Below are 26646 nucleotides of genomic sequence, written 5' to 3' on the forward strand. Positions count from 1 at the left end.
CATCACCGCATTGACTGACGATCGTCATCATTGGGCGCCGACATGACGCTGAACAGGTCGAACGCCGTCGAGAGTCGGGCCGAGGAAACGCGCCGCGAGTGTGGTGAACGCTTCAGGATCGCCGGTCGCCTCGAACTGCCTTTTTGCCCGCGGCGCGTCATGCGGGCGAAGCAGGTCGAGCTCGGTCAGCACCCGCAGCAAGTCCTTGGCCGTTTCTTCGGCACTGGACACCAGGGTGACCTGGTCTCCCATCGCCAACTGGATGAGCCCTGACAGCATCGGATAATGGGTGCAGCCCAACACCAGGGTGTCGACATCGGCGCGCTGCAGTGGTTCCAGATACCCCTCGGCGAGACCAAGCACCTGCCTTCCGCTGGTCACACCGCGTTCGACGAAGTCGACGAACCGTGGGCACGCCACCCCGGTGATCTGGACGTCGCGCGCGGCGGCGAACGCGTCCTGATAGGCGCCCGACGCGATCGTCGCCTCGGTGCCGATCACGCCGATGCGCCCGCTACGCGTCGACGCCACGGCCCGTCGCACCGCGGGCAGGATCACCTCGACGACCGGCACCGGCGCGTAGCGCTCCCGCGCGTCGCGCAGGCACGCCGAGGATGCCGTGTTGCAGGCAATGACCAACGCCTTGACGCCGCGGCCAACCAGGTCATCGCCGATGGCCAGGGCATGCGCTCGAATCTCGGGGACGGTCAGTGGGCCGTAGGGCCCGTTGCCGGTGTCCCCGACGTAGACGATGTCCTCGTCGGGCAGTTGATCGATGATCGCCCGCGCGACGGTTAGGCCGCCGACGCCGGAATCGAAAATGCCGACAGGGGCTAGTGGTGAGGTCACGTCCCGAAAGTCTGCGGCAGCGACGCGCCGCGCTTTCTGGCCTCGCGCGCCTTCCGCTCTGGACCGGACAACAGGTACGCCGCGACCACACCCGCGACCGCTCCGCACAGATGGCCCTGCCACGAGACCCCGGGAGTGCCGGGCAGCACACCGAGCAGGACGCCGCCGTAGACGAACAGCACGACGACGCCGACCACGATCTCCCATACCGTGCGGGTGAAGAAGCCGAACACGATCAGGAACGCCAGCCAGCCGAAGATCAGACCCGACGCGCCGATGTGGTTGGTCTCGCAGGTGACGCCGACGTAGGGGCAGTGCGCACCGATGTTGCCCACCAGCCAGGTGCCGAATCCGCCGAGAATCCAGATGATCGCGGTAGCGAAGATGAACCGCGACATACCGGCGAGCGTCATCAGGAACCCGAGGATCAGGGCGGGGATCGTGTTGGCGATCAGGTGGTCCCAGTTCGAGTGCAGCAGCGGCGCGAACACGATGCCCATCAGGCCGTCGGTCTCCAGCGGCCGGATGCCGTTCTCGTCCAGCCGATGATCCGACAGCGAATCGAACAGCTCGATGACATAGAGGAGCACGACGAAGCTGAGGATCGTGACGCCGCCAACCACCCACGCCGGCCGCTTCTTCGGCGTCGGCTGGGTCGGATAGCCCGGCTGCGTCATGCGCAATCCGCTTCCGCTTCGCGCCCTGCTGTCATGCCCACAACTGCCCTTCCAAAGCGTCTTCCGCTTCGTCAAGGCTACCGGCGTATGCGCCGGTCGACAGATACTTCCACCCGGCATCACACACCACGAACGCGATGTCGGCACGCTCGCCCGCCTTGAGCGCCCTTGCGGCCATGCCGAGAGCCGCGTGCAGTATCGCGCCCGTCGAGATGCCCGCGAAGATGCCCTCGACCTGGACCAGCTCACGGGTTCGTTTCAGAGCATCGAACGAACCGACCGAGAAGCGCGTCGTCAGTACGGCAGGGTCGTAAAGCTCGGGGACGAAGCCCTCGTCGATGTTCCGCAGCGCGTACACCCCTTCGCCGTAGCGCGGCTCGGCGGCGACGATCTGTATGCCTGGCACGTGCTCCCGCAGGAACCGTCCCGTGCCCATCAGCGTGCCGGTGGTGCCGAGACCGGCAACGAAGTGTGTGATCTCCGGCAGGTCGGCCAGCAGTTCGGGACCGGTGCCGAGGTAGTGCGCATCGGCGTTGGCGGGGTTGCCGTACTGGTAGAGCATCACCCAGTCGGGGTTCTGCGCGGCCAGCTCCTTAGCGTGCGCCACCGCGGTGTTCGACCCGCCCTCGGCGGGCGAGAAGATGATCCGCGCGCCGTACAACTCGAGCAGCTGACGGCGCTCGATCGACGTGTTCTCCGGCATCACGCAGATCATCTTGTAGCCCTTTAGCAGGGCAGCCATCGCCAGCGAGATGCCGGTGTTACCGCTGGTCGGCTCCAGGATGGTGGCGCCGGGTTCGAGCAGTCCGCGCCGTTCGGCGTCCTCAACCATCCGCAGAGCGGGCCGGTCCTTGATCGAGCCCGTCGGGTTGCGGTCCTCGAGCTTGGCCCACAACCGCACGTGCGGTTCGCCGTGGGCGTCGTCCCACCGCGGCGACAACCGCCGCATACCCACCAACGGTGTGTTGCCCAGCGCCTCCAGCAGAGAGTCGTACCGCGTCAAAGTCAGCCGCCTGCGACTGCGGGCAGGATGGTGACCGAATCGCCATCGGAGATCTCGGTGTCGAGTCCGCCGGAGAAGCGCACATCCTCGTCGTTGACATAGATGTTGACGAAGCGGTGCAACTTGCCAGGATTAGCCGAGTCGACGAGGCGATCGGATATGCCCGAGTAGTTGGACTCCAGATCGCTGATGACGGCCTGCAGTGTGCTGCCCGTGGCGCTGACGCGCTTCTCGCCGCCGGTGTGGCTGCGCAGAATGGTTGGGATCGATACCAAGACAGACATGGTCGGTCATTCCTCTTCTCTTCGACGTCTAGTACTGCTCGACGATCTTGACGGGTTCCTCGGTGACGACCCCGTCGACGATGCGATAGCTGCGCAGCTCGTGCTCGTCGGGGTCGCGGGTGGATACCAGCACATAATGTGAGTCTGGCTCGGATGCATATGAGATGTCCGTACGGCTGGGATAGGCCTCGGTCGCGGTGTGCGAGTGGTAGATGACGACTGGCACCTCTTCGGCCTGGTCCATCGCCCGCCAAACCTTCAGCTGTTCCATCGAGTCGAACCGGTAGAACGTTGGCGAACGTTCGGCGTTGAGCATCGCGATGTGCCGTTCGGGGCGGTCCGAGCTCTCCGGACCGGCCAGCACGCCGCACGCTTCGTCGGGATGGTCGGCGCGGGCATGTGCGACCATCGCGTCGACCAAATCGGCGCGAATCACCAACACGACAACATCCCCTTCCTCACTCAAGCTTGTTGAGCGAACGCTCCGGGCAACATGTCCCGGTAGGTCGGTATTCCGGCCACCGACTCTGCCGCAAGCACGCCGACGAGCACCGCCCGGGCCAGCACATCGGCCGCGGCGGCTCCGACGGCGGTGATCAGGGACACTTCGGGTGACATCGACGCAGGCGTCTCGGGATCCGGCGGCACCTCGACAGCACCGGTGGCCAGCGCAAAGACGGTATCGCCGTCCAGCGGGGTGTGGCATGGCCGGATCGTCCTCGCCAGGCCGTCGTGTGCTGCGATGGCGATCCGGCGACACCCTGCCGGGCTCAGCGCAGCATCGGTGGCGACGACCGCGATCGTTGTGTTGAGCGGGCTGAATTCGACGTTCCTGGCGGCGAACGCGGCGATCTGGTCGGCGGGTGGCCGGGTCAGGCCGAACTCCTCGCTCTGGTCGGCCTGCCACGGCAACCCTGTGGCGGTGTCGATCACTTCGCCCGCGGCGTTGACCACGACGATCGCGCCGACGGTGACACCCGATTCGAGCGTCACCGACGCGGTTCCAACGCCGCCCTTGAGCACTCCGACGCGCGCGCCCGCCCCCGCGCCGACAGTGCCGAGCGCCACCTCTGTCCCCGCCGCTTCGGCGGCGGCGTAGCCGAACGCGGCGGTCGGTCGGCATTGCCAACCGCCGACGGGCAGGTCGTAGACCACAGCGGCGGGAACGATCGGCACCACGCCGCCTTCCATCGCCACCCCGCGTCCGTGCTCCTCTAGCCAACTCATCACCCCGTCGGCTGCGGCGAGGCCGTAGGCGCTACCGCCGGACAGCACGACGGCATCGACGTGGCGCACCGAGTTACTGGGGTCCAGCAGGTCGGTTTCGCGCGTGCCCGGCGCACCGCCGCGGCCATCGACCGCACCGACGGTGCCCGGTGGAGTCAGCACGACGGTGGTACCGCTCGCCCAGCCCGAACCGAGCGTCGCGTCCGCATCGACTCGATGGTGTTGGCCGACGCGGATTCCACCGACGTCGGTGATAGCGCTCATGGCTGTCTGTTCTTCGCGCAAGCGCTCATCACTTCTTATCCATCAGGCCGAGGACCAGATACTCCTGCAGCACCGTGAGCCACTGGTACACGTCGTAATGGCCTGCCATCGGATGGTCGGGAGGCATTCCGTTGGGGCCCTCCGGACCGATGTCAAGCATCGTGCCCAGCGCAAGCCGGACGTCGTTGACGGCAGCCGCCCACGCATGCGCGTCCTCGGTGGTCAGCTCGAACCGGCCGCCGCCGTCGGGCACGGTGTCCAGCACCCGTTGCGCCGCATGACGTTTGGCGGCAATGATCTCGGGCTCATGCAGGCTGCGCAGCGCGCTGTTCAGGCTCTCGGCGGTGCCTGACCCGGCAGGATGGTCGTTCTGCGGGCGGAAGAAATCGGGCAGCAGCCGCTTCATGGTTTCGTCCTCCGGGGGACGTGAGTTACCCGTCTTCAAGCCGGTAATTTCCTCGAGTTCGTCTGGCGGCGAGGATGATTCGCGCTCCTCGAGCATGGCGACCATCGACGTCACCAGGCTTGCGAGCAGCGCGGCCTCGTGCGATGCCAGGGCCGATCGAAAGCGCGTGCCACTTGCGGTGTCGACCCGCTTCCACTTGCGCACTGTTGCGTCCCGGCTCCGGTGTCTCAGCGGTCGTGTTGCATGGTCGCCCACAGGCCTGCGGCATGCAGCTTGGACACGTCGACTTCCATCGACTCGCGGCTGCCCGCCGATACCACCGCCTTGCCCTCGTTGTGCACCTGCAGCATGAGCTTGGTGGCGTGCGGCTCGCTGTAGCCGAACAACTTCTGGAAGACGTACGTCACGTAGGTCATCAGGTTGACGGGGTCGTCCCACACGAGGGTCACCCACGGGGACTCGGTGTCCTCGGCGGTGTCGACGTGCTTCTCCTCGCGAGTTCCCGGACGGGTCTTCGCTGGGGTAACCATCTGCCCAGAATAGCCGGGGCCTAGGAGGGCACGGGAACGGTTACGGTTGCGGGGTGACCGCGGCGTTGCTGACCGACAAGTACGAGCTGACCATGCTTGCGGCAGCGCTGCGCGACGGGGCCGCGCATCGGCGCACCACGTTCGAGGTGTTCGCTCGCCGCCTGCCGGAGGGGCGGCGCTACGGCGTGGTCGCCGGGACCGCGCGCTTCGTGGAAGCGTTGGCGGACTTCACCTTCGACGACACCGCGCTGCAAGCGCTTTCGGACTTCCTCGACAGCGACACCCTGGAGTATCTGGGCGACTATCGATTCCGCGGCGACGTCGACGGTTATGCCGAGGGCGAGTTGTACTTCCCCGGCTCGCCGGTGCTGGCGGTTCACGGCACCTTCGGCGAGTGCGTCGTGCTCGAAACGCTGGCGCTGTCGATCTTCAACCACGACACCGCGATCGCGTCGGCGGCGACCCGGATGGCCAGCGTGGCCGAGGGGCGCACCCTCATCGAGATGGGCTCCCGTCGCACACACGAGCAGGCCGCGGTGGCCGCCGCCCGGGCCGCCTACCTGGCCGGGTTCGCAGGATCGTCCAACCTCGAGGCCCAGCGCCGCCACGGCGTACCCGCGCTGGGCACCAGCGCCCACGCGTTCACATTGCTGCACACCTCGGCCGACGGGCCCGACGAGGTGGCGGCATTTCGCGCCCAGGTGGACGCGCTCGGCGTCGGCACCACCCTGCTCGTCGACACCTACGACATCACCGCGGGCGTCGCGAACGCGGTCGAGGTGGCAGGCCCCGAACTCGGCGCGGTGCGCATCGACTCCGGCGACCTCGGGGTGCTGGCCCGGCAGGTCCGCGCGCAGCTCGACGAGCTCGGCGCGACGAAAACCCGCATCGTGGTGTCGGGCGACCTCGATGAGTTCGCGATCGCCGGACTGCGCGCCGAACCCGTCGATATCTACGGGGTCGGCACATCGGTCGTGACCGGCTCGGGAGCGCCCACCGCGAGCATGGTCTACAAGCTGGTCCAGGTGGACGGTATCTCGGTGCAGAAGCGCAGCCTGCACAAGGAATCCCACGGTGGCCGCAAGAGAGCCACCCGGCTGGCCAAGCCGTCGGGAACCGTCGTCGAGGAACTCGTCTATCCGGCCGGCGAAGCCGCACCGCAGTCCGAGCTGGTCGCCCGCGACTTGACGGTTCCGCTGGTCGAGAACGGTGAGCCCGTCGCGGATCTCGACCTTGCCGCGGCCCGTGACCGCGTGGTGGCGGGGTTGGAGAGCCTGCCGTGGGACGGCCTGAAACTGTCCCGCGGCGAACCCGCGATTCCGACCCGGATGATTCCGTCCGCCGGCCGAGGCGCGTAGGAGGAACCACGCCCGACGCAGCTCCGGTCCCTGAATTGCTCGCCACCGCGGTCGCCGCGCTCGGTGGCAGCGAGCGCAGCGGTCAGGTCGAGATGGCCGAGGCCGTCGCCCACGCGTTCGACTCCGGCGAGCACCTCGCCGTTCAGGCGGGCACCGGCACCGGCAAGTCGCTCGCCTACCTGGTGCCCGCAATCGCGCGGGCACTCGCCACCGACGAACCCGTCGTGGTGTCGACGGCCACCATCGCGCTGCAGCGTCAGCTCGTCGATCGCGATCTGCCCGCGCTCGCCGACAGCCTGGCCGGCGTCCTGCCCCGACGGCCGACATTCGCCCTGCTGAAAGGGCGCGGAAACTATTTGTGCCTGAACAAGATTCACAACGGCTCGGCAGAACCGGACGATCGTCCGCAGGAGGAACTCTTCGACGCGGCGGCATCGACCGCGCTCGGGCGGGACGTACAACGCCTGACCGCCTGGTCATCGAGCACCGACACCGGTGACCGCGACGAGCTCACACCCGGTGTGCCGGACCGGTCGTGGAGCCAGGTCAGCGTTTCGGCCAGGGAGTGCATCGGCGCGACGCGGTGCCCGTTCGGCACCGACTGCTTCGCGGAGAAGGCACGCGACAAGGCGGGGCACGCCGATATCGTCGTCACAAACCACGCGCTGTTGGCCATCGACGCCATCTCCGACGCTGCGGTGCTTCCCGAACACGAGCTGCTGGTCGTCGACGAGGCCCACGAACTGGCGGACCGGGTCACCGGCGTGGCCACCGCCGAGCTGTCCAACGCCGTGCTCAGCGCAGCGTCCCGACGCGTCGCGCGGCTCGTCGAACCTGAACTGGCACAACGACTGGAGGCCGCGGCGGCGACGTTCACGTCTGCGATACACGACGGGACGCCGGGTCGCATCGACCGCCTCGATGACGAGATGACGACCTACCTGATCGCGGTGCGCGACGCCGCGAGCCGGGTGCGGTCGGCGATCGACATGTCACCGTCGGACCCGAAGGCCGCGTCGGCGCGCGCAGAGGCGGTGACAGTGCTGTCGGACATCAGCGACACCGCGACGCGCATAGTGGCGTCCTTCGTTCCCGAGATCCCGAACCGTGACGACGTGGTGTGGCTCGACCACGAGGACAACCGCGGATCGATCCGCGCCGTGATGCGGGTGGCGCCGCTGTCGGTGGCAGGTCTGTTGCGCGGCAGGCTGTTCGAACAGTCCACCGCGGTGCTGACGTCGGCCACGCTGACCGTCGGCGGGTCCTTCGACGCGATGGCCGCGGCATGGGGTTTGACGAGCGCGGACGACAAACCGCAGCAGTGGCGTGGCATCGACGTCGGCTCTCCGTTCGAGCACGCCAAGTCCGGAATCCTCTACGTCGCAGCGCATTTACCGGCACCGGGACGCGACGGCACCGGCTCCGCCGAGCAGCTCACGGAGATCGAGACGCTCATCGACGCCGCGGGCGGTCGCACACTGGGCCTTTTCTCCTCGATGCGGGCCGCGCGGGCCGCCGCCGAAGTGATGCGCGAACGACTGTCAACGCCGGTGCTGTGCCAGGGCGACGACACTACGTCGGCACTGGTGAAGCAGTTCGCCGACGACCCGTCGACGTCGCTGTTCGGCACGCTGTCGCTGTGGCAGGGCGTCGACGTGCCCGGTCCGTCGCTGTCGCTGGTGCTGATCGACCGCATTCCGTTCCCGCGCCCCGACGATCCGCTGCTGTCCGCGCGCCAGCGGGCGGTGGCCGCCCGGGGTGGCAACGGATTCATGGCGGTCGCGGCCAGCCACGCCGCGCTGCTGCTCGCCCAGGGCGCGGGCCGACTGTTACGGCGCACCGAAGACCGCGGGGTGGTGGCGGTGCTGGACTCGCGGATGGCCACCGCGCGCTACGGCGGCTATCTGCGCGCGTCGCTACCGCCGTTCTGGGCGACCACGGACCCGGTCCGGGTCCGGCAGGCGTTGGAACGCCTCCACACCGCCAACGCCGCACTATCGTGACGCCAATGAGCCGACGATCCGGCACCGGCGCGGTGCTCGCCGTCTGCGCAGCGCTGTTGATCGCGTCCTGCTCGACAACGGTGACGGGTACGGCGGTCTCTGTCTTCGACGATCCGTTCAAAGTGGCAGGCATGCCCGCCGTCGACGGGCCGACGGGGCTGCGGCCCGTCCCCGAGCGACCGTCCCGCGAGGTCGAGGACAGCGACGGCGGCGAGATCGACGACCTCGCCGCATCGTCGATCAGTGACATCGAGGACTTCTGGGAGACTGCCTACCCCGAGACGTTCGACAAGGACTTCACCCCCGTCAAGGAGCTGATCTCCTGGGATGCGAACGGATACGACAGTCGAGAGTTCTGCGGGCTGGACACCTACGGCCTGGACAACGCCGGTTATTGCTTCCTGGACCACACCATCGGGTGGGACCGCGGGCAGCTATTACCCGAGTTGAAGGACAACTTCGGTGACATCGCCGTCACCAATGTGCTGGCCCACGAGTACGGGCACGCGATTCAGCGCCAGGCCAAGCTCAAGAAGACGGACGCCCCAACGCTGGTGGCCGAGCAGCAAGCCGACTGTTTTGCAGGCGCATACATGCGCTGGGTGGCCGAGGACAACTCCCCCCGCTTCACCCTGAGCACCGGCGAAGGGCTGAACAACGTACTGGCGGCGATGATTTCGTTCAGCGACCCATTGCTGAGCGGAAACGAGTACCTCCCCGGCGACAATGAGCACGGCTCGGCGTTCGAGCGGATCAGCGCCTTCCAGTTCGGCTTCACCGACGGCGCTTCCTCGTGCGCGGCGATCGATGAGAAGGAGATCGCTCAACGTCGCGGCGATCTGCCGGTTGAGCTGCAAGGGGATCAGACCGGCGAATGGCCGGTCAGTGAGGAGTCGGTGAAGTCGATCGTCGAGGCGCTCGGGACGCTGTTCTCACCGGCCAGCCCACCCGAACTCAGCCTCGACGCGGATTCGGCGACCGACTGCCCGGACGCGCGGCCCAGTCCGCCGGCCTCGTTCTGCCCGAGCACCAACACGATCGCTGTCGACGTACGAGAACTGAAAACGCTTGGCACGCCATCGGGTCCCAGCAGGGACGGCGGTGTGGTGTCCGGGGACAACACGGCGTACTCGGTCCTCGTCTCCCGATACATGCTGGCCCTGCAGCACGAACGCGGTGGGATGGCGCTGGACAGTGCGGAGGCCGCGCTACGCACCGCATGCCTGACCGGGGTCGCGACGACGAAGATGACCGAGGCCGTCACCACGGCGGACGGCAACACCGTGGCGTTGACCGCCGGCGACCTCGACGAGGCCATCTCCGGTCTGCTGACCAACGGGTTGGCCGCCAGCGACGTCAACGGCGAGACGGTGCCTGCCGGCTTCTCCCGGATGGACGCGTTCCGCATCGGCGTGCTCGGCGATGCGGACCGCTGCTTCAAGCGCTTCCCGTAATAGCGATTTCGGCGCGCTCACGTGCGCTCAGCGTCGATAAGCGCGCCGAAATCACTAAACCTTCTTGGTGACGCCGTAGTAGCCGAGGATCGCGTCGGAGACGTCGGTGGACCGGGTCAGGAACGCATACGACCGGATGAAGGATTCGCCGACGCATCCATCGATCTTGACCCGAAAGCCCGTTATCTGAATCCAGGGCTGCGCGCCCTTGAATTCCTTCTTGCTGACCGGGACGACGTTGATGATCCCCGGTTTGAGCGCCACCGCGAGTGATCCACTGATCGGCGTCAGAAACGTCGGAATGCCGGTGAGTCCGCCCGTGCCGAGACCCGCGACACCCAGGCCGGGCGTCAGGCCGAGGCTGCCGCTCATCACGACACCATTGCTGGTGCTCATGTCGATCCCGCAGCCGATCTGGTAGCCGACTTCGAACGTGCCTTCCGGCGGGTCGGCCTCGTCGGGACCCTCCATCTTGGCGTTGAACAGACCGCCGACCTCGTATTCGCGGGTGGAGATCGCCGTGGTCAAGGGCTGAATCACCCGTTGCGTCTCGTCCTTGGCCGACACGGTCAGCGTCCAGCCGTCGGGCGACTTGCTGGTGGCAGGTGGCGACGATTCGACGAGTTCCACGGGGGGCGGCTCGGGTGGCGGTGCACCGTCCGGCAGCGCACCCTCTGGTGGCGCAGGCGCCGTTTCCGCCGTGTCGACAACGGGCTCGGTCTCCGGGTCGGCCGATGCGATCGGCACGATCAATGCGGACGCCATCACCCAGGTGGCCAACAACGGAGCGCAACGAAACATCACCGGAACTTACATCGACCGTGAAGCCGGTCGACCCGAAGTCAGACGAATCGGTGCAATGTCAGGCGAGTGTCACCAGTCCGAGCTCGGTGTCGGAGGCCAGCAGCGGATGGTGTGGCAGGACGCGCACCGTATAGCCGACGGGACCGGCAACCGGCAGCGGCGTCGTCGTCGAGAAGATCTCGTTGCCGCCGTCGGCGGTTTCGGTGTGCGGCATCGGCACGGTCACCGGATCGATCAACCCGTCGGCGGTGTCGACCCGACCGAGCACCGCCTGGACGGAAACCTCGTCGGGACGCAGACCTGCCAGCTGCACGGTCGCCGAGAGTGTCAGCTCGCTCCCGAGAAGCGGCGTGTCCGGCAACCCGGTGCTGTCCACGTCGGTGATCTGGATCTTCGGCCACGCCTCGTGCGCACGCTGCCGGTAGGCGGCCAGATCCCAAGCGGCACCGAAAGGTACGCCGCCGTCCTCGCGGGGCTCGACGGTTCTGCGCAGTGACTGCGCGGCGGGCGCGTAGTACTTCTCGGTGTAATCGCGCACCATTCGCGATGCCAGCACCTTCGGCCCGAGCACCTCCAGCGTGTGCCGGACCATTTCGACCCAGCGCATGGGGACGCCGCGGTCGTCGCGGTCATAGAACTTGGGCGCCACCGATCGTTCGACCAGGCTGTAGAGAGCCGCGGCCTCCAGGTCGTCGCGCCGACTCTCGTCGGCCAGCCCATCGGCAGTCGGTATCTCCCAACCGTTTTCGCCGTCGTACCACTCATCCCACCAGCCGTCGCGGATGGACAGGTTCAGCCCGCCGTTGAGCGCGCTCTTCATTCCCGACGTGCCACATGCCTCGAGCGGACGCAAGGGATTGTTCAACCAGACGTCGCAGCCGTAGTACAGCTGGCGGGCCATCGACATGTCGTAGTCGGGCAGGAACGCGATGCGGTGTCGTACCTCGGGCCGGTCGGCGAACCGCACCACCTGCTGGATCAGCGCCTTGCCGCCCTCGTCGGCGGGATGCGATTTGCCCGCCACGATCAGTTGCACGGGCCGCTTCTCGTCAAGCAGCAGCTTCTCGAGCCGGTCCTGGTCGCGCAGCATCAGCGTCAGCCGCTTGTACGTCGGCACTCGCCTCGCGAAACCAATTGTCAGCACATTCGGATCGAAAGCGGTTGCGATCCAGCCTAGTTCGGCATCGGATGCGCCGCGCTCGAGCCAGGACCGTCGCAGCCGAACCCGGACGTCGTTGACCAACTGCTCCCGCAACTGAGATCGAATCCACCACAAATGTCCCGGGTCGACCTGCTGCAGCCGTTCCCAGAGCGCGGGCTCCCACACCGCTGGGGCGCTCGGCAGGTCGCCACCGGATAGCTCCCGGCTAAGCTCCAGCCATTGCGGCGCCGCCCAGGTCGGCGCGTGCACACCGTTGGTGATCGAGCCGATCGGCACTTCCGACGGGTCGAAGCCGGGCCACAGTTCGTTGAACATCTCCCTGCTGACCCGACCGTGCAGAAGCGAGACGCCGTTCGCCCGCTGCGCGAGACGCAGACCCATGTGGGCCATGTTGAACTTCGACGGGTCGTCCTCGGCTCCGAACGCGATCACCCGATCCAGCGAGACGCCGGGCAGCAGCCGTGACGTGGCACCCGCCGGGCCGCCTTCGCCGGTGCCGAAGTAGCGCTTCACCATCTCCACCGGGAACCGGTCGATACCGGCGGCGACAGGGGTGTGCGTCGTGAAGACCGTGGACGACCGCACGACGGTCAGCGCAGTGTCGAAGTCGAGCCCGGAATCGATCAGCTCGCGAATCCGCTCGACACCGAGGAAGCCCGCGTGGCCCTCGTTCATGTGGAACACCTCGGGCGTCGGCAGGTTCTCGATCTCGGTGAATGCACGGATCGCCCGCACGCCGCCGATACCGGCCAGGATCTCCTGCTTGATCCGGTGCTCCTGGTCACCGCCGTACAGCCGGTCGGTGACGCCACGCAGATCGTGCTCGTTCTCCGGGATATCGGAGTCCAGCATTAGCAACGGGATTCGACCGACCTGGGCGACCCACACCCTGGCCCGCAGCTGGGCCGAGTCGGGCATGGCCAGTTCCACCAGCACCGGGTCATTCTCGTTGTTGGTGAGCAACCGCAGCGGCAGGCCCTGTGGATCCAGCGACGGGTAGTTCTCCCGCTGCCAGCCGTCGGCGGTCAGCGACTGCCGGAAGTAACCGGAGCGGTAGTACAGACCCACCGCAATCAGTGGCAGCCCCAGGTCGGATGCCGACTTCAGGTGGTCGCCTGCGAGGATCCCCAGGCCGCCCGAGTAGTTGGGCAGCACCTCTGCGACACCGAACTCCATCGAGAAGTATGCGATGCCGTTCGGCAACTGGACTCCGTCGGCTGCGCGTTCCTGATACCAGAGCGGGCGAGCCAGGTAGTCATCGAGCTGTGCGGCGATCTGGTCCAGCCGGCCCACGAATGACTCGTCGGCGGCGAGCTCGTCCAGGCGTTTCGGTCTGACCTGGCCGAGCAGGGCCACCGGATCGCAGCCGACCTGCGGCCACAACGCCGGATCGATCGCCGCGAAAAGGTCTTGAGTCGGTTTGTCCCAGGACCAGCGAAGGTTGACGGACAGCCGCTCCAGCGCGACGAGTCGCTCGGGAAGATGCGCGCGGACCGTGAAACGGCGGAGGGCTTTCACGCGACCCAACCTTACTGATGATCTGCGCATGTGCAGTGATGAGCGTTCGCAGGAATTGAACAGACGGCCGGACCGTCGGCGTGATCGTTCACGCGCATGGGGTTGGGCCGGACACTACGGTGGGTATAGGGCGCGACGAGGCTGTAAACGAAATCCAGACGACAGCGGCCCTATCGCAGGCCGCGCCATGAAGGAGTGGGTAGGTGGCCGGTCGGATCGGGATCGATGACGTCGCACCTGTGGTGTCTGCAGGGCGCTATCCCGCCAAGGCCGTCGTCGGCGAAGTAGTGCCGGTGCGGGCCACGGTGTGGCGCGAGGGGCACGACGCCGTCTCGGCGACCCTGGTGGTGCGCTTCCACGGAACGGACTATCCGCAGCTCGCCGGCGGACCTGTCCTGGACAAGCCCGCAAAGCCCGTGCCGATCCAGACGGTGGTCACGCCGGGGTCCAAGGTAAAGCCGCAGGCGATCCCGATGTGGGCGGGTCAGACGCCCGATGTTCTTCACGGCCAGTTCTGCCCCGATCGGGTTGGACTCTGGACGTTCCGGGTGGACGGCTGGGGCGACCCGATCGCGACCTGGCGGCGGGCAGTCACCGCCAAACTCGATGCGGGTCAAAGCGAGAGCGAGCTGTCCAACGACCTCATCGTCGGCGCCCGGCTGCTCGAGAGGGCGGCCACCGGCATGCCGCGCGCGCTGCGGGATCCGCTGATCGAAGCCGCGGAGATGCTGCGCAAGCCGGGTGACCCATTCACCCGCGCGGGCGCGGCGCTGTCCAGGGAGGTCGGCGAGCTACTTGCGCAGTATCCGCTGCGCGACCAGATCACCCGCGGCGATCAGTACGGCGTCTGGGTGGATCGGCCCGAGGCGCGCTTCAGCGCCTGGTACGAGATCTTCCCGCGTTCCACCGGCGGCGTGGACGAGAAGGGCAAGCCGGTGCACGGCACATTCGCCACCGCGGCGAAGGCGCTGCCGCGGATCGCCAAGATGGGCTTCGACGTCGTGTACTTGCCGCCCGTCCACCCGATCGGCAAGGTGCACCGCAAGGGGCCCAACAACTCGGTCACCGCCGGACCCAAGGACGTCGGGTCACCTTGGGCTATCGGCAGCAAAGAGGGCGGACACGACGCGATACATCCCGAGCTGGGCACCATCGACGACTTCGACGACTTCGTCGCCGCGGCGCGCGATCAGAACCTGGAGGTGGCGTTGGATCTGGCGCTTCAGGCCGCGCCAGATCATCCGTGGGCCAAGGAGCATCCGGAATGGTTCACGGTGCTGCCCGACGGCACCATCGCTTATGCCGAGAACCCGCCGAAGAAGTACCAGGACATCTACCCGATCAACTTCGACAACGACCCCGCGGGCATCTACAACGAGGTGCTGCGCGTGGTGCGGCACTGGATCAGCCACGGCGTCAAGATCTTTCGCGTCGACAACCCGCACACCAAGCCGCCCAACTTCTGGGCGTGGCTGATCGGACAGGTGAAGGCAACCGATCCCGATGTGCTGTTTCTCGCGGAGGCATTCACCAGGCCCGCCCGGCTGTACGGACTGGCCAAACTCGGTTTCACTCAGTCCTACAGCTACTTCACGTGGCGCACCGCGAAGTGGGAGCTGACGGAATTCGGGGAGCAGATCGTCGAGCACGCCGACTATGCCCGGCCGAACCTCTTCGTCAATACGCCAGACATCCTGCATGAAAGCCTTCAGTACGGCGGTCCGGGCATGTTCGCCATCCGAGCCGTATTGGCATCCACGTTCAGTCCGGCATGGGGCGTCTACTCCGGTTTCGAACTGTTCGAACACCGCGCTGTGCGTGAGGGCAGCGAGGAATACCTGGACTCCGAGAAGTACGAGTTGCGCCCCCGTGATTTCGAGGCCGCGTTGGCCAGGGGCGAGTCACTGGAGCCGTTCTTGAGCCGGCTCAACGAGATTCGCCACGTGCACCCCGCCCTGGCTCAACTACGGACACTGAAGTTTCACCATGTCGACAATGATGCGCTGCTGGCCTACAGCAAGTTCGATCCGGTGACCGGCGACGCGGTGCTCGTGGTCGTCACGTTGAACCCGTACGGGCCCGAAGAGGGCACCCTCTGGTTGGACATGGGTGCGCTGGCGATGGAGCCGTATGACCGATTCTGGGTGCGTGACGAGATCACCGGCGAGGAATATCAGTGGGGACAGTCGAACTACGTTCGTCTCGAGCCGGCCAGGGCGGTTGCCCACGTGCTGAACATGCCTCGAATACCAGCCGAACAACGACCAGCCCTGCTCAGCAGGGAAAGAGGGAAGTGACGTAAAAAGATGACACGGACCAATCGACTGACCAGCCCGAACTTGCGGCCGGATCCGGCAGACCTGAACCGGCTGGTCGCCGGCGAACACCACAACCCGCATTCGATTTTGGGTGCGCACGAATACGGCGATCACTCGGTCATCCGCGCCTATCGGCCCCATGCCGTCGAGGTCGCGGCGGTGATCGGTGACCAACGATATGTGTTCTCCCACATCGATTCGGGCCTGTTCGCGGTCGCAGTGCCCTTCACCGACCTCATCGACTACCGCCTGCAGGTGAGCTACGAAGCCGGTGCAGAGTCGCCGCACACCATCGCCGACCCCTACCGGTTCCTGCCCACGCTCGGGGAGCTCGACCTCCATCTGTTCTCCGAGGGTCGCCACGAACGGCTATGGGACATCGTTGGCGCCCATCCGCGCAGCTTCCGGACAGCCGACGGAATCGTCGAAGGTGTCTCGTTCGCCGTATGGGCACCAAACGCCAAGGGCGTCAGCCTGATCGGTGAGTTCAACCATTGGGACGGCGACGAGGCGCCGATGCGTGTGCTCGGCTCGACCGGCGTGTGGGAACTGTTCTGGCCCGACTTCCCCGTTGACGGCTACTACAAGTTCCGCGTGCACGGCGCCGACGGCTCGGTCACCGACCGTGCCGATCCGATGGCATTCGCCACCGAAGTGCCACCGCAGACGGCTTCTCGGGTGACCAAGAGCGATTACACGTGGACGGACGCCGAGTGGATGACCCGTCGCGCAGAAGTCAATCCGGTGTTCGAGCCGATGAGCACCTACGAGGTGCACCTGATGTCGTGGCGGCCGGGCCTCAATTACCGCCAGCTCGCCGAAGAGTTGACGGAATACGTTGTGTCGCAGGGCTTCACGCATGTCGAGTTGATGCCGGTCGCAGAACACCCGTTCGGCGGATCGTGGGGCTACCAGGTGACGTCGTACTACGCTCCGACGTCGCGACTTGGGACGCCTGATGAGTTCCGCCACCTGGTCGACACACTGCACCAGGCAGGCATCGGTGTGATCATGGACTGGGTGCCCGCACACTTCCCCAAGGACGCGTGGGCGTTGGGTCGCTTCGACGGCACGCCACTGTACGAGCACTCGGACCCGCGTCGCGGCGAGCAGCTCGACTGGGGCACTTACGTTTTCGACTTCGGGCGTGCGGAGGTGCGCAACTTCCTGGTGGCCAACGCTCTGTACTGGCTTCAGGAGTACCACATCGACGGTCTGCGCGTCGACGCGGTGGCCTCGATGCTCTACCTCGACTACTCGCGACCGGCGGACGGCTGGACTCCGAACATCTACGGCGGCCGCGAGAACCTCGAGGCGGTCCAGTTCCTGCAGGAGATGAACGCAACGGTGCACAAGCTGGCGCCGGGCATCGTGACGATCGCCGAGGAGTCGACGTCGTGGCCCGGAGTGACACGGCCGACGAACCTTGGCGGTCTGGGCTTCTCGATGAAGTGGAACATGGGCTGGATGAACGACACGCTCGAGTTCATCAAGCGCGACCCGATTCACCGGACCTACCACCACGGTGAAATCACCTTCTCGATGCTGTACGCCTACAGCGAGAACTACGTGTTGCCGATCAGCCACGACGAGGTCGTGCACGGCAAGGGCACGCTGTGGGGCAGGATGCCGGGCGGCGACCACGCCAAGGCGGCCGGCTTGCGCAACCTGATCGCCTACCAGTGGGCCCATCCGGGTAAGCAGCTGTTGTTCATGGGCCAGGAGTTCGGCCAGCGTGCGGAGTGGTCCGAGGAACGTGGGCTCGACTGGTATCAGCTGGATGAGAACAGCTTCTCGAACGGCATCCAGACCATGATGCGCGATGCCAACGCCCTGTATCGGACCCGACGGGCGCTGTGGTCGCAAGACACGCGCCCCGAAGGCTATTCATGGATCGACGCGAATGACTCCGCCAACAATGTGCTGAGCTTCCTGCGCTTCGGCGACGACGGATCGATTCTCGCGTGCGTGTTCAACTTCTCCGGGTCAGAGCACTCGCGCTATCGACTCGGCCTGCCGCACACGGGAACCTGGCGAGAGGTACTCAACACCGACGCCGACATCTACAACGGGTCGGGCATCGGCAACATGGGTGCCGTCGAGGCGACCGAGGAGCCGTGGCATGGCCGCCCGGCATCGGCGTTGATGGTGCTGCCGCCGCTGGCCGCGCTGTGGTTCGAGCCTGCCTGAAGTCAGTACAGCGCGTTGGCGAGGTTGCGCCGGCCCGCGATGACGTCCGGATCGGCCGGGTCGAACAAATCGAAGAGCTCGACCAGTCGCGTACGAACCGTCGCCCGCTCGTCGCCGGCTGTGCGCCGAACCAACCCGATCAAACGGTCGAACGCAGCCTTCACGTTCTGCGCGAGGATCTCGACGTCCGCGGCGGCCAGTGCGGCCTCGATGTCGTCAGGCGCGGCGTCGGCGCGAGCAATGGCTTCCGGTGACAGTGCGGATGCACGTGCGAGGAACGCGATCTGACGCACGGCGCCTTTGGCCTCTTCGTGAACGGGGTTGGCGTCAAGGATCTTCTGGTAGGCGCTGAGCGCGGCGTCGAAGTCGCCGGCGTCCAGATGCGACCGTGCCTGCGCCAGTTCCGGGTCGACCTTCTCGGGCTCGTCGCCCTCGACTGCGCCTGCGCCACTGAGCTTTCCGGCGGTAGCGTCAAGCAGCGAGTCGATCCACCCGCGCAACTGGTCGGGCGGTTGCGGCCCCTGAAAACTCGACAACGGTTGTCCCGCGGCCAACGCCACCACCGTCGGCACCGCCTGGACACCGAAGATTTGAGCGACCCGCGGCGTCGTGTCGACGTTCACGTTGGCCAGCGACCACTTGCCCGCGTCGGCGGCGGCGAGGCTCGCAAGCGCATCGCCCAGCTGCACACTCGCATCGCTTCGTGGCGACCACAGCACCACGACGACCGGAACCTCGTTGGACTTGAGAAGGACCTCGGCCTCGAAATTTGCCTCGGTGATCTCCACACCCGCGGGCGAGCCTGAGTCTTGCCCTGGCGATCCCGCAGGGGCTGGGCGTTGCTTGAGAGCGGAAAGGTCGACCGCGCCGGCGATGGAGGGTCCTGGTCCGACAGGGGGACGGGAACGTGTCACGCCCTCAAGTCTGTCACGTTGTTTCGGGTACCGATCGGCCTGGTTGCGGCACCCCCGCGTAGGCGCTGGCAGCACCCATCCGGCCGGTCCGATCGGCCCATATGAGGAAGATCACACTGCACAGCGGCACGATGCTCGCCAGCAACGCCAGCAACCATGTGCCGAGCGTCCACCTGACGGCCATCCCCACCAGAAGACCGGCCACCAAGAAGGCGATGAAGACGAGCCCGTGAACCATGCCGAAGACCTTCACGCCGATCTCGGTTCGCGGCGTGCCCAGGTACTTGAAGTACATCCCGATCAGCAAGCCGGCCCAGCTGACCGCCTCGGCCATGGCGATCAGGCGAAACCAGCCGGCCCGGGTACGGAGATCAAAAGCGCTTGTCATAAGCGCCATTGTGCCCGAGGTGGAGGCGAATTACTACAATGCGTCGTAGACGCTAGTCTGCCCGGAGGATCAGCGCGTCACCCTGACCGCCTGCGCCGCAGAGAGCCGCAACGCCGTAGCCGGAGCCGCGTCGCGCCAGCTCAAGGGCCACATGCAAGGTGATGCGCGCTCCCGACATGCCGATCGGATGCCCGATGGCGATCGCGCCGCCGTCGACGTTCACCTTGTCGGGGTCGATACCGAGCTCCTTCACCGACGCCAGTGCGACCGCGGCGAACGCCTCGTTGATCTCGACGACGTCGAGCTGGTCAACTGTGATGCCTTCGCGGGCGATCGCCTTCTTGATGGCGTTGGCGGGCTGTGATTGGAGGGTGGAATCGGGGCCTGCGACCACCCCGTGTGCGCCGATCTCCACCAGCCAGCTCAGCCCGAGCTCCTCGGCCTTGGACTTGTTCATCACAACCACGGCGGCGGCACCGTCGGAGATCTGCGACGCCGAGCCCGCGGTGATCGTGCCGTCCTTGCGGAATGCCGGCTTCAGACCGGACAGCGACTCCGAGGTGGTGTTGGCCCGGATGCCCTCGTCCTCGGTGACCTCCAGCGGGTCGCCCTTGCGCTGCGGGATCTTCACCGGCACGACCTCGTCGGCGTAGACACCGTCTTTCCATGCGGCAGCGGCCTTTTGGTGCGAACTGGCGGCGTACTCGTCCTGCTCGAGGCGGGTGAACTTGTCCTGGTCGTTGCGCTGCTCGGTCAGCGCCCCCATCGGCTGGTCGGTGAACACGTCGTGCAGACCGTCGTAAGCCATGTGGTCGAGGGCTGTGACGTCGCCGTACTTGTAGCCCGACCGGCTGTTCATCAGCAGATGGGGCGCCTGCGTCATGGACTCCTGCCCGCCTGCGACGACGACATCGAACTCACCGGCGCGGATGAGCTGGTCGGCGAGCGCGATGGCGTCGATCCCGGACAGGCACATTTTGTTGATGGTGAGTGCGGGCACATCCCAGCCGATCCCCGCGGAGACGGCGGCCTGCCGGGCCGGCATCTGACCGGCACCCGCGGTCAGCACCTGGCCCATGATCACGTACTCGACGGCCGACGCGGGCACTCCGGCCTTCTCCAGCGCACCGGCAATGGCGATCGCACCCAGATCGCTGCCCGAGAAATCCTTCAGGGAGCCCATCAGTTTGCCGACCGGAGTACGTGCTCCAGCAACGATCACGGACGTCGTCATGCTTACCTCCAGAAACGATCAAGAACAGCCCATTCGGGACATCGCACAGGCGCGATCTTCCCCGCCAGGTTACCGTTACGTTATGTCCACCGAGCAAGTTGATGCCCGCCCCGTGCTGGCAAGCGCCCTGGTGACAGCAATCGACCATGTAGGCATTGCGGTCGCCGACCTGGACGCCACGATCAAGTGGTACCACGACCGCCTCGGCATGATCGTCCTGCACGAAGAGGTCAACGAGGAGCAGGGCGTTCGCGAGGCGATGCTGTCGGTGCGCGGCGCCCCGGTCGGTAGTGCCCAGATTCAGCTGATGGCTCCGCTCGACGAGACATCGACGATCGCCAAGTTCCTCGACAAGCGCGGTCCCGGCCTGCAGCAGCTGGCCTACCGGGTCAGCGACATCGACGCGCTGACCGAGCGGTTGCGCGAAGACGGTGTGCGGCTGCTTTACGACGCCCCGCGTCGCGGCACCGCGGATTCGCGGATCAACTTCATCCATCCCAAGGACGCCGGCGGTGTGCTGATCGAGCTCGTCCAGCCCGCAAGCGATCACTAAGACTCACGACCACTTCCGCGTGGGGCTGCGCGTCGCGCGGTTCTGCCAGCACGGTGTGTGCCAATGCCTGCGGTCCTCTACCGCGTGTTCGCCGAGGCCGGCCCGCCACACCACGAGATGAGCTGTGCCACGCCGGATCTCGTGATCGCAGCCCGGGCATCGATAGGTCTTGGCGGCCCGAGACGACGCGACGGGCCTGACCTCGTAGTCATAACCGTCGGGGCCGGTCTCGACACGACGAGATGCCGGCAACGGTGCTCGCGACGGCTGCCGGCGACCTGCTCGACGCCTGGCCACACTGACGAGTGTAGGCGTCAGAACAGCCGGAACTCCGAGCTGTCCATCCCTCGCATCTGGTCGTAGTCCAAAGTCAGACAACGGATCCCACGGTCGGTGGCCAAGGTTCGCGCCTGCGGCTTGATCTGCTGTGCGGCGAACACACCGCTGACAGGTGCGAGCACGGTGTCTCGGTTGAGCAGTTCCAGGTAGCGGGTGAGCTGCTCGACGCCGTCGATCTCGCCGCGCCGCTTGATCTCGACCGCCACCGAGCGGCCCGCCTGGTCGCGGCACAGCAGGTCGACCGGCCCGATGGGCGTCATGTACTCCCGGCGCACCAGCGTGTAGCCGGCACCGAGCAGCTCGACGTGCTCGGCCAACAGCGCCTGCAGGTGCGCCTCGACGCCGTCCTTGACCAAGCCGGGGTCCACCCCGAGCTCATGGCTCGAGTCGTGCTCGATCTCCTCAACGGAGATGCGCAACTGCTCACCGGCCTTGTTCTCCACCACCCACACCGGCAGCGGGCCATCGGACTCCTCGGTCAGCCAACAGGGCGGGCTCATCCAGTTCAGCGGCTTATACGCGCGGTCATCGGCGTGCACGCTGACCGAGCCATCGGCCTTGATCAGCAGGAGCCGGCGGGCAGACGGCAGATGGGCGGTCAGGCGTCCGACGTAGTCGACGGTGCACTGGGCGATGACGAGACGCACCGGTCAACCTTAGGACCACAACACCGGCAAATTAAGCTGACACGGGATGAACTCGAAAAAGGGCGTCGCGCACCGGCTGGGACGGGTCCTGGAGACCGTGACCCGGCAAAGTGGTCGGCTCGCCACAACGCCCGACTACGGATCCTGGCTACTGGGCAAGGAGACCGAAAGTCAGTCCCGCAGGCGGGTGCGGATCCAGATCATCCTGACGTTCTTCATCCTGTTCACCAATCTGCTCGGCATCATCGTCACAACGACGTTGGTCGCGTTCGCCTTTCCGGTGCCGAGCGTCTTCTCCGACGTCCCCCTCTGGCTGACGTTCGCCGTCGCCCCCGCCTACATCTGTCTGGCGCTCGGCCTCGGCACGTTCTGGGTCACCCGGAGGATCGTGAATTCGCTGCGATGGTCGATCGAGGAACGCATCCCGAATCGCGACGATCACCGCAACACGTTCAAGGCGCCGTGGCGGGTGGCACGGATGGTGCTGCTTCTCTGGGGTGTGGGTACGGCGCTGTTGACCGTCCTCTACGGCCTGCAGAACACCGACTTCATCCCTCGATTCCTGTTCGCGGTCAGCTTTCCCGGCGTTCTGGTAGCCACCGGCTGTTACATGATCACCGAGTTCGCGCTTCGTCCCGTCGCCGCGCAGGCATTGGAAGCAGGCCCGCCTCCGAATCGGCTACTCGACGGGGTCATGGGCAGGACGATGCTGGTGTGGCTGCTCGGCTCCGGCGTACCGGTACTCGGGATCGCCGTCACCGCCGTGTTCGCGCTGTCACTGCAGAACCTCACCGAAACCCAACTCGCTTACGCGGTACTGAGTATCGCGGCCGCGACTCTCATCTTCGGCTCCGTGCTGATGTGGCTGTTGTCGTGGCTGACCGCGACGCCCGTGCGGGTGGTACGGGCGGCACTCAAGCACGTCGAGGATGGCGATTTCGATTGCAATGTCGTCGTTTTCGACGGCACGGAGTTGGGAGAGCTACAGCGCGGCTTCAACTCGATGGTCGCCGGCCTCCGCGAACGCGAACGCGTGCGTGACCTGTTCGGCCGCCACGTCGGGCGAGAGGTGGCCGCCGCGGCAGAACGCGACCGCCCCAAACTCGGCGGCGAAGAACGCCAAGTTGCAGTGATTTTCGTCGACCTGATCGGCTCGACACAGTTGGTGTCGGGGCGGCCCGCCACCGAGGTGGTCACGTTACTGAACCGCTTCTTCGCCGTGATTGTCGAGGAGGTGGACCGGCACCACGGGTTCGTCAACAAGTTCGAGGGCGACGCGGCTCTTGCCGTGTTCGGGGCACCGATCCACCTCGATCATCCCGAGGACGAGGCGCTTGCCGCCGCGCGCGCGATGGCTGAGCGCATCCGCAAGGAGGTTCCCGAGTGCGAAGCCGCCATCGGCGTGGCCGCCGGTGAGGCGGTTGCGGGCAACGTAGGCGCCAAGGAACGGTTCGAGTACACGGTGATCGGTGAGCCGGTGAACGAAGCCTCGCGGCTATGCGACTTGGCGAAGGAAAGACCCAGCCGGCTGCTGGCGTCGTCAGTCACCGTCGCCAATGCCTCCGAAAAAGAAGGCGCACGTTGGTCTGTGGGTGAGACGGTGTCGCTGCGCGGGCTCGATCAGCCCACCCAAATTGCCGTGCCGGTCTGACGCAGGAGCATCACCCGACGACCTGACCGCTGCTGGACTCCCAACGCTGATCTAGGCGGTCAGGGGGTTCGACGCGACAACCGCCGCTTCATAATCAGGTTCCTGCGCGATCTCCGGCACCAGCTCGGAGTACACCACGTCACCGTTCGCGTCGACCACCACGACCGCCCGCGCGAGGAGACCGGCCATCGGCCCGTCGACAAGAGTGACGCCGTAGTCGTCGCCGAAACCATCGCGGAACGCCGAGGCCGTGACCACGTTCTCGATCCCCTCCGCGCCACAGAAGCGGTTCAGGGCGAACGGCAGATCCTTGGACACGCAGACCACGGCGAGTCCGCTCGCGGCGGCGCGCTCGTTGAAGCTCCGAACGCTGGTCGCACACACTGGGGTGTCGACAGACGGAAATATATTGAGCAGGAAGGGCTTCCCACGGAACTGGTCGTCGCTGACGGTGCCGAGGTCGGTGCCCGTCAGCGAAAAGCCGGGCGCCTGTGAGCCGACGGGGGGCAATTCGCCGACCGTATTGATGGAGTTTCCACGAAGGGTTATCTGAGCCACGCACCCAGTCTGCCAAACCGGCGTTTCACGGCCGTCGGTGGTGCCTGCTCCGTCGCGGGCCTGCCCTGGTCGGTAGCGCTCGAGGACGTCGATGTCGGTTTTCCGCCAGTGATGTCGGTGAGGGCGTGTAATTGTCGTAGTTGTGCATGAAGACTTCGACCGCTGCTACCGGGCTGTTCAGTCCAAGGATGCGCGGTTCGACGGCTGGTTCGTCACCGCCGTCCTGACGACGAGGATCTATTGCAGGCCCAGTTGCCCTGTCCGGCCGCCGTTTGCTCGAAACGTGCAGTTCTACCCCACGGCCGCTGCCGCCCAGGACGCGGGCTTCCGGGCGTGCAAGCGGTGCCGCCCTGACGCCTCACCGGGCTCTCCGGAATGGAATGTGCGCGGCGACGTGGTGGCGAGGGCGATGCGGCTGGTCGCCGACGGCACCGTCGATCGCGAGGGCGTGACGGGCCTGGCCGCCCGCGTCGGCTACACCACCCGACAGCTCGAGCGGATGCTGCAGGCTGAGGTCGGCGCGAATCCGCTGGCGCTCGCGCGTGCGCAGCGGACACAGACGGCACGCGTGCTGATCGAGACCACCGAGTTGCCCTTTGGCGACGTCGCGTTCGCCGCTGGGTTTTCGTCCATTCGACAGTTCAACGACACAGTTCGCACTGTCTGCGACCTGACTCCCACAGCGTTGAGACATCGCGCGAAGGCCAAGTTCGGCCGCAGCGGGGCCCCGTCCGCCGGCGCTCTTTCCCTGCGGCTGCCGGTCCGCGCGCCGTTCGCATACGAGGGTCTGTTCGGACACCTCGCCGCGTCCGCGGTCCCGGGCGTTGAGGAAGTACGCGACGGTGCCTATCGGCGGACGCTTCGGTTGCCCGCGGGGAACGGAATCGTCGGTCTCGCACCGGAACCCGATCATGTCCGGTGCACACTGGTGCTGGACGACTTCCGCGACCTGGCCACCGCGATTGCCCGCTGCCGGCGGCTGCTGGACCTCGACGCGGACCCGGAGGCCGTCGTCGACGCTCTGAGCGCGGACCGGGATCTCAGCGCACTGGTGGCGAAGGCGCCCGGCCAGCGCATCCCGCGAACCGTCGACGAAGCCGAGTTGGCGCTCCGCGTTGTGCTGGGCCAGCAGGTGTCGGTCAAGGCGGCCCGCACCCACGCCGCCCGCATCGTGGCTCGGTACGGCCAATCACTGTCCGACGTGCGCGGTGGCCTCACTCATGTCTTCCCGGCCGTCGAGCACCTCGCCGAGATCGACCCGGCACACTTGGCCTTCCCCAAGTCACGCCAGCGGTCGTTGATTTCTCTGGTCAAGGCACTGGCCGAGGGCGACGTAGTGCTGGACGCCGGCTGCGATTGGAACCTCGCCCGGCAGCAGCTACTGGCATTGCCGGGGATCGGACCGTGGACCTCGGAGGTCATCGCGATGCGGGGATTGGGCGACCCCGACGCCTTCCCCGCCACTGACCTCGGCGTTCTCGCGGCGGCCAGACAGGTCGGTTTGCCGCAGGGAGCACGGGCCCTCACAGAGCACAGCGCGCGCTGGCGGCCATGGAGGGCCTATGCCACCCAACACCTATGGACCGCCCTCGACCACGAGGTGAACCACTGGCCGCCGAAGGAGAAGTGATGTCCACCATTCAGTTCCGATCCATCGACAGTCCGGTCGGGCTGTTGACCCTTGCCGGTCGCGATGGTCGGCTGATGCATCTGCGCATGGTCGACCAGACATATGAGCCGAGCCGTGACCGCTGGGCGTCCGATGACGCCGCATTTCCCGTCGCCGTCGAGCAGCTCGAGTCCTACTTTGCCGGTGAGCTTTTCGACTTCGATCTCGAACTGGACTTGGTGGGCACCACGTTTCAGCGCGCGGTATGGCAAGCGCTGCTGACGATTCCTTACGGCGAGACTCGGTCTTACGGAGAGATCGCGGCGCAGATCGGATCGCCGACAGCATCGCGCGCGGTCGGATTGGCCAACGGCCACAACCCAGTCGGCATCATCGTGCCGTGCCATCGGGTGATCGGGGCGAACGGCAGCCTGACCGGATATGGCGGCGGATTGGATCGCAAACGCGCGCTGCTCGCATTGGAGAAAATGCGCAAGCCGGTTATTCCGACGCTCTTCGACTGAATTGTATTGAGGCACAAATAAAATCACCCCCCACATTGCGTGGGGGGTGATTCTAAGTTGTGTTCGGCGGTGTCCTACTTTTCCACCCGGGTTGGGTAGTATCATCGGCGCTGGCAGGCTTAGCTTCCGGGTTCGGGATGGGTCCGGGCGTTTCCCTGTCGCTATGTCCGCCGTAACTTTAT

Annotated in this window: 25 protein-coding genes and 1 rRNA gene; 9 read left to right on the plus strand and 17 right to left on the minus strand. The window is 66.3% G+C overall.

What is annotated here, in order from left to right; genetic code table 11:
* Positions 1-27: 27 nt before the first annotated feature.
* The 8 genes from murI to clpS are packed head-to-tail and all read right to left on the minus strand — an operon-like array spanning position 28 to position 5240.
* Positions 28-849 carry a glutamate racemase gene (gene murI, locus QOJ24_RS19430; RefSeq protein WP_526264155.1) on the minus strand — a complete coding sequence of 274 codons (822 nt, stop codon included), beginning with the start codon at positions 847-849 and terminating at the stop codon, positions 28-30.
* Complete coding sequence (locus QOJ24_RS19435) at positions 846-1526, minus strand: rhomboid family intramembrane serine protease (protein WP_526264157.1); 681 nt, start codon at positions 1524-1526, stop codon at positions 846-848. Before QOJ24_RS19435 ends, murI begins: the two co-directional genes overlap by 4 nt.
* A 31-nt stretch (positions 1527-1557) precedes the next feature.
* A complete protein-coding gene (locus QOJ24_RS19440) occupies positions 1558-2529 on the minus strand; it encodes a PLP-dependent cysteine synthase family protein (RefSeq protein ID WP_526264159.1) in 972 nt (323 codons plus the stop codon).
* 2 nt (positions 2530-2531) lie between these two features.
* Positions 2532-2813, minus strand: a complete 282-nt coding sequence (locus tag QOJ24_RS19445; RefSeq protein ID WP_526264161.1) for a MoaD/ThiS family protein — start codon at positions 2811-2813, stop codon at positions 2532-2534.
* Between the two features lie 28 nt (positions 2814-2841).
* Positions 2842-3279, minus strand: a complete 438-nt coding sequence (locus tag QOJ24_RS19450; RefSeq protein ID WP_526264162.1) for a M67 family metallopeptidase — start codon at positions 3277-3279, stop codon at positions 2842-2844.
* Positions 3276-4304, minus strand: a complete 1029-nt coding sequence (locus QOJ24_RS19455) for a P1 family peptidase (RefSeq protein ID WP_526264164.1) — start codon at positions 4302-4304, stop codon at positions 3276-3278. Before QOJ24_RS19455 ends, QOJ24_RS19450 begins: the two co-directional genes overlap by 4 nt.
* A 28-nt stretch (positions 4305-4332) precedes the next feature.
* The gene (gene aosR, locus QOJ24_RS19460) at positions 4333-4914 is read right to left on the minus strand and encodes an oxidative stress transcriptional regulator AosR (protein ID WP_526264166.1); all 582 of its coding nucleotides are present in this window, start codon (positions 4912-4914) and stop codon (positions 4333-4335) included.
* Between the two features lie 23 nt (positions 4915-4937).
* A complete protein-coding gene (gene clpS / locus QOJ24_RS19465; RefSeq protein WP_123028569.1) occupies positions 4938-5240 on the minus strand; it encodes an ATP-dependent Clp protease adapter ClpS in 303 nt (100 codons plus the stop codon).
* Positions 5241-5293: 53 nt separating this feature from the next.
* Here clpS and QOJ24_RS19470 point away from each other — a divergent pair, with 53 nt between their 5' ends.
* From QOJ24_RS19470 to QOJ24_RS19480, 3 genes are read left to right on the plus strand one after another with little or no spacing between them, the layout of a single operon-like run.
* A complete protein-coding gene (locus QOJ24_RS19470) occupies positions 5294-6598 on the plus strand; it encodes a nicotinate phosphoribosyltransferase (RefSeq protein WP_526264168.1) in 1305 nt (434 codons plus the stop codon).
* A 35-nt stretch (positions 6599-6633) separates the two neighbouring features.
* A complete protein-coding gene (locus QOJ24_RS19475; protein ID WP_526264170.1) occupies positions 6634-8601 on the plus strand; it encodes an ATP-dependent DNA helicase in 1968 nt (655 codons plus the stop codon).
* Positions 8602-8606: 5 nt separating this feature from the next.
* On the plus strand, positions 8607-10055 hold the full coding sequence (locus QOJ24_RS19480) for a neutral zinc metallopeptidase (RefSeq protein WP_526264172.1): 1449 nt from the start codon (positions 8607-8609) through the stop codon (positions 10053-10055).
* A gap of 54 nt (positions 10056-10109) precedes the next feature.
* On the opposite strand, the gene QOJ24_RS19485 is transcribed toward QOJ24_RS19480, so the two are convergent.
* Positions 10110-10856 (minus strand): MspA family porin, encoded by a 747-nt coding sequence (locus tag QOJ24_RS19485; RefSeq protein WP_526264174.1) that lies wholly within the window; start codon positions 10854-10856, stop codon positions 10110-10112.
* 61 nt (positions 10857-10917) lie between these two features.
* Positions 10918-13539, minus strand: a complete 2622-nt coding sequence (gene glgP, locus QOJ24_RS19490; protein ID WP_526264176.1) for an alpha-glucan family phosphorylase — start codon at positions 13537-13539, stop codon at positions 10918-10920.
* A 203-nt stretch (positions 13540-13742) separates the two neighbouring features.
* Here glgP and QOJ24_RS19495 point away from each other — a divergent pair, with 203 nt between their 5' ends.
* Both QOJ24_RS19495 and glgB read left to right on the plus strand, forming a co-directional pair.
* Positions 13743-15836, plus strand: a complete 2094-nt coding sequence (locus tag QOJ24_RS19495) for a maltotransferase domain-containing protein (RefSeq protein WP_526264178.1) — start codon at positions 13743-13745, stop codon at positions 15834-15836.
* Positions 15837-15845: 9 nt separating this feature from the next.
* A complete protein-coding gene (glgB, locus tag QOJ24_RS19500) occupies positions 15846-18047 on the plus strand; it encodes a 1,4-alpha-glucan branching protein GlgB (protein WP_526264180.1) in 2202 nt (733 codons plus the stop codon).
* A gap of 2 nt (positions 18048-18049) precedes the next feature.
* Here the strand turns inward: glgB and QOJ24_RS19505 are convergent, their stop codons facing one another.
* From QOJ24_RS19505 to QOJ24_RS19515, 3 genes are read right to left on the minus strand one after another with little or no spacing between them, the layout of a single operon-like run.
* Positions 18050-18961 carry a tetratricopeptide repeat protein gene (locus tag QOJ24_RS19505; RefSeq protein ID WP_526264182.1) on the minus strand — a complete coding sequence of 304 codons (912 nt, stop codon included), beginning with the start codon at positions 18959-18961 and terminating at the stop codon, positions 18050-18052.
* A 13-nt stretch (positions 18962-18974) separates the two neighbouring features.
* On the minus strand, positions 18975-19358 hold the full coding sequence (locus QOJ24_RS19510) for a DUF3817 domain-containing protein (protein WP_526264184.1): 384 nt from the start codon (positions 19356-19358) through the stop codon (positions 18975-18977).
* A gap of 43 nt (positions 19359-19401) precedes the next feature.
* Positions 19402-20583, minus strand: a complete 1182-nt coding sequence (locus QOJ24_RS19515; protein ID WP_526264186.1) for a thiolase family protein — start codon at positions 20581-20583, stop codon at positions 19402-19404.
* An 82-nt stretch (positions 20584-20665) separates the two neighbouring features.
* On the opposite strand from QOJ24_RS19515, the gene mce reads away from it, so the two are divergent.
* Positions 20666-21136, plus strand: coding sequence for a methylmalonyl-CoA epimerase (gene mce / locus QOJ24_RS19520; protein ID WP_526264188.1), 471 nt, complete (start codon positions 20666-20668; stop codon positions 21134-21136).
* A 3-nt stretch (positions 21137-21139) separates the two neighbouring features.
* Here the strand turns inward: mce and QOJ24_RS19525 are convergent, their stop codons facing one another.
* Both QOJ24_RS19525 and nucS read right to left on the minus strand, forming a co-directional pair.
* The gene (locus QOJ24_RS19525; protein ID WP_526264190.1) at positions 21140-21433 is read right to left on the minus strand and encodes an Rv1322 family protein; all 294 of its coding nucleotides are present in this window, start codon (positions 21431-21433) and stop codon (positions 21140-21142) included.
* A gap of 17 nt (positions 21434-21450) precedes the next feature.
* A complete protein-coding gene (gene nucS, locus QOJ24_RS19530; RefSeq protein WP_526264192.1) occupies positions 21451-22122 on the minus strand; it encodes an endonuclease NucS in 672 nt (223 codons plus the stop codon).
* A gap of 46 nt (positions 22123-22168) precedes the next feature.
* Between nucS and QOJ24_RS19535 the strand changes: the two genes are divergently transcribed.
* The gene (locus QOJ24_RS19535; protein ID WP_526264194.1) at positions 22169-23773 is read left to right on the plus strand and encodes an adenylate/guanylate cyclase domain-containing protein; all 1605 of its coding nucleotides are present in this window, start codon (positions 22169-22171) and stop codon (positions 23771-23773) included.
* A 51-nt stretch (positions 23774-23824) separates the two neighbouring features.
* Here QOJ24_RS19535 and tpx read toward each other — a convergent pair whose 3' ends face one another.
* Positions 23825-24331, minus strand: coding sequence for a thiol peroxidase (gene tpx / locus QOJ24_RS19540; protein ID WP_526264195.1), 507 nt, complete (start codon positions 24329-24331; stop codon positions 23825-23827).
* Positions 24332-24473: 142 nt separating this feature from the next.
* Between tpx and QOJ24_RS19545 the strand changes: the two genes are divergently transcribed.
* Positions 24474-25961 carry an AlkA N-terminal domain-containing protein gene (locus QOJ24_RS19545; protein WP_526264197.1) on the plus strand — a complete coding sequence of 496 codons (1488 nt, stop codon included), beginning with the start codon at positions 24474-24476 and terminating at the stop codon, positions 25959-25961.
* Positions 25961-26464 carry a methylated-DNA--[protein]-cysteine S-methyltransferase gene (locus QOJ24_RS19550; protein WP_526264199.1) on the plus strand — a complete coding sequence of 168 codons (504 nt, stop codon included), beginning with the start codon at positions 25961-25963 and terminating at the stop codon, positions 26462-26464. The genes QOJ24_RS19545 and QOJ24_RS19550 overlap by 1 nt, the downstream gene beginning before the upstream one ends.
* A 61-nt stretch (positions 26465-26525) precedes the next feature.
* On the opposite strand, the gene rrf is transcribed toward QOJ24_RS19550, so the two are convergent.
* Positions 26526-26639: ribosomal RNA gene (gene rrf, locus QOJ24_RS19555) — 5S ribosomal RNA — on the minus strand.
* Positions 26640-26646 lie beyond the last annotated feature (7 nt).

It is taken from the genome of Mycobacterium sp., from assembly GCF_032159775.1.
Taxonomy (GTDB): domain Bacteria; phylum Actinomycetota; class Actinomycetes; order Mycobacteriales; family Mycobacteriaceae; genus Mycobacterium.

What these genes read in the sequence shown, in the direction of transcription:
- QOJ24_RS19435 (WP_526264157.1), bottom strand. Translation starts at nt 1,526, where the DNA reads ATGACGCAGCCGGGCTATCCGACCCAGCCGACGCCGAAGAAGCGGCCG.
- QOJ24_RS19445 (WP_526264161.1), bottom strand. Translation starts at nt 2,813, where the DNA reads ATGTCTGTCTTGGTATCGATCCCAACCATTCTGCGCAGCCACACCGGC.
- QOJ24_RS19455 (WP_526264164.1), bottom strand. Translation starts at nt 4,304, where the DNA reads ATGAGCGCTATCACCGACGTCGGTGGAATCCGCGTCGGCCAACACCAT.
- clpS (WP_123028569.1), bottom strand. Translation starts at nt 5,240, where the DNA reads ATGGTTACCCCAGCGAAGACCCGTCCGGGAACTCGCGAGGAGAAGCAC.
- QOJ24_RS19480 (WP_526264172.1), top strand. Translation starts at nt 8,607, where the DNA reads ATGAGCCGACGATCCGGCACCGGCGCGGTGCTCGCCGTCTGCGCAGCG.
- QOJ24_RS19485 (WP_526264174.1), bottom strand. Translation starts at nt 10,856, where the DNA reads ATGTTTCGTTGCGCTCCGTTGTTGGCCACCTGGGTGATGGCGTCCGCA.
- glgB (WP_526264180.1), top strand. Translation starts at nt 15,846, where the DNA reads ATGACACGGACCAATCGACTGACCAGCCCGAACTTGCGGCCGGATCCG.
- QOJ24_RS19510 (WP_526264184.1), bottom strand. Translation starts at nt 19,358, where the DNA reads ATGGCGCTTATGACAAGCGCTTTTGATCTCCGTACCCGGGCCGGCTGG.
- QOJ24_RS19515 (WP_526264186.1), bottom strand. Translation starts at nt 20,583, where the DNA reads ATGACGACGTCCGTGATCGTTGCTGGAGCACGTACTCCGGTCGGCAAA.
- mce (WP_526264188.1), top strand. Translation starts at nt 20,666, where the DNA reads ATGTCCACCGAGCAAGTTGATGCCCGCCCCGTGCTGGCAAGCGCCCTG.
- QOJ24_RS19535 (WP_526264194.1), top strand. Translation starts at nt 22,169, where the DNA reads ATGAACTCGAAAAAGGGCGTCGCGCACCGGCTGGGACGGGTCCTGGAG.
- QOJ24_RS19550 (WP_526264199.1), top strand. Translation starts at nt 25,961, where the DNA reads ATGTCCACCATTCAGTTCCGATCCATCGACAGTCCGGTCGGGCTGTTG.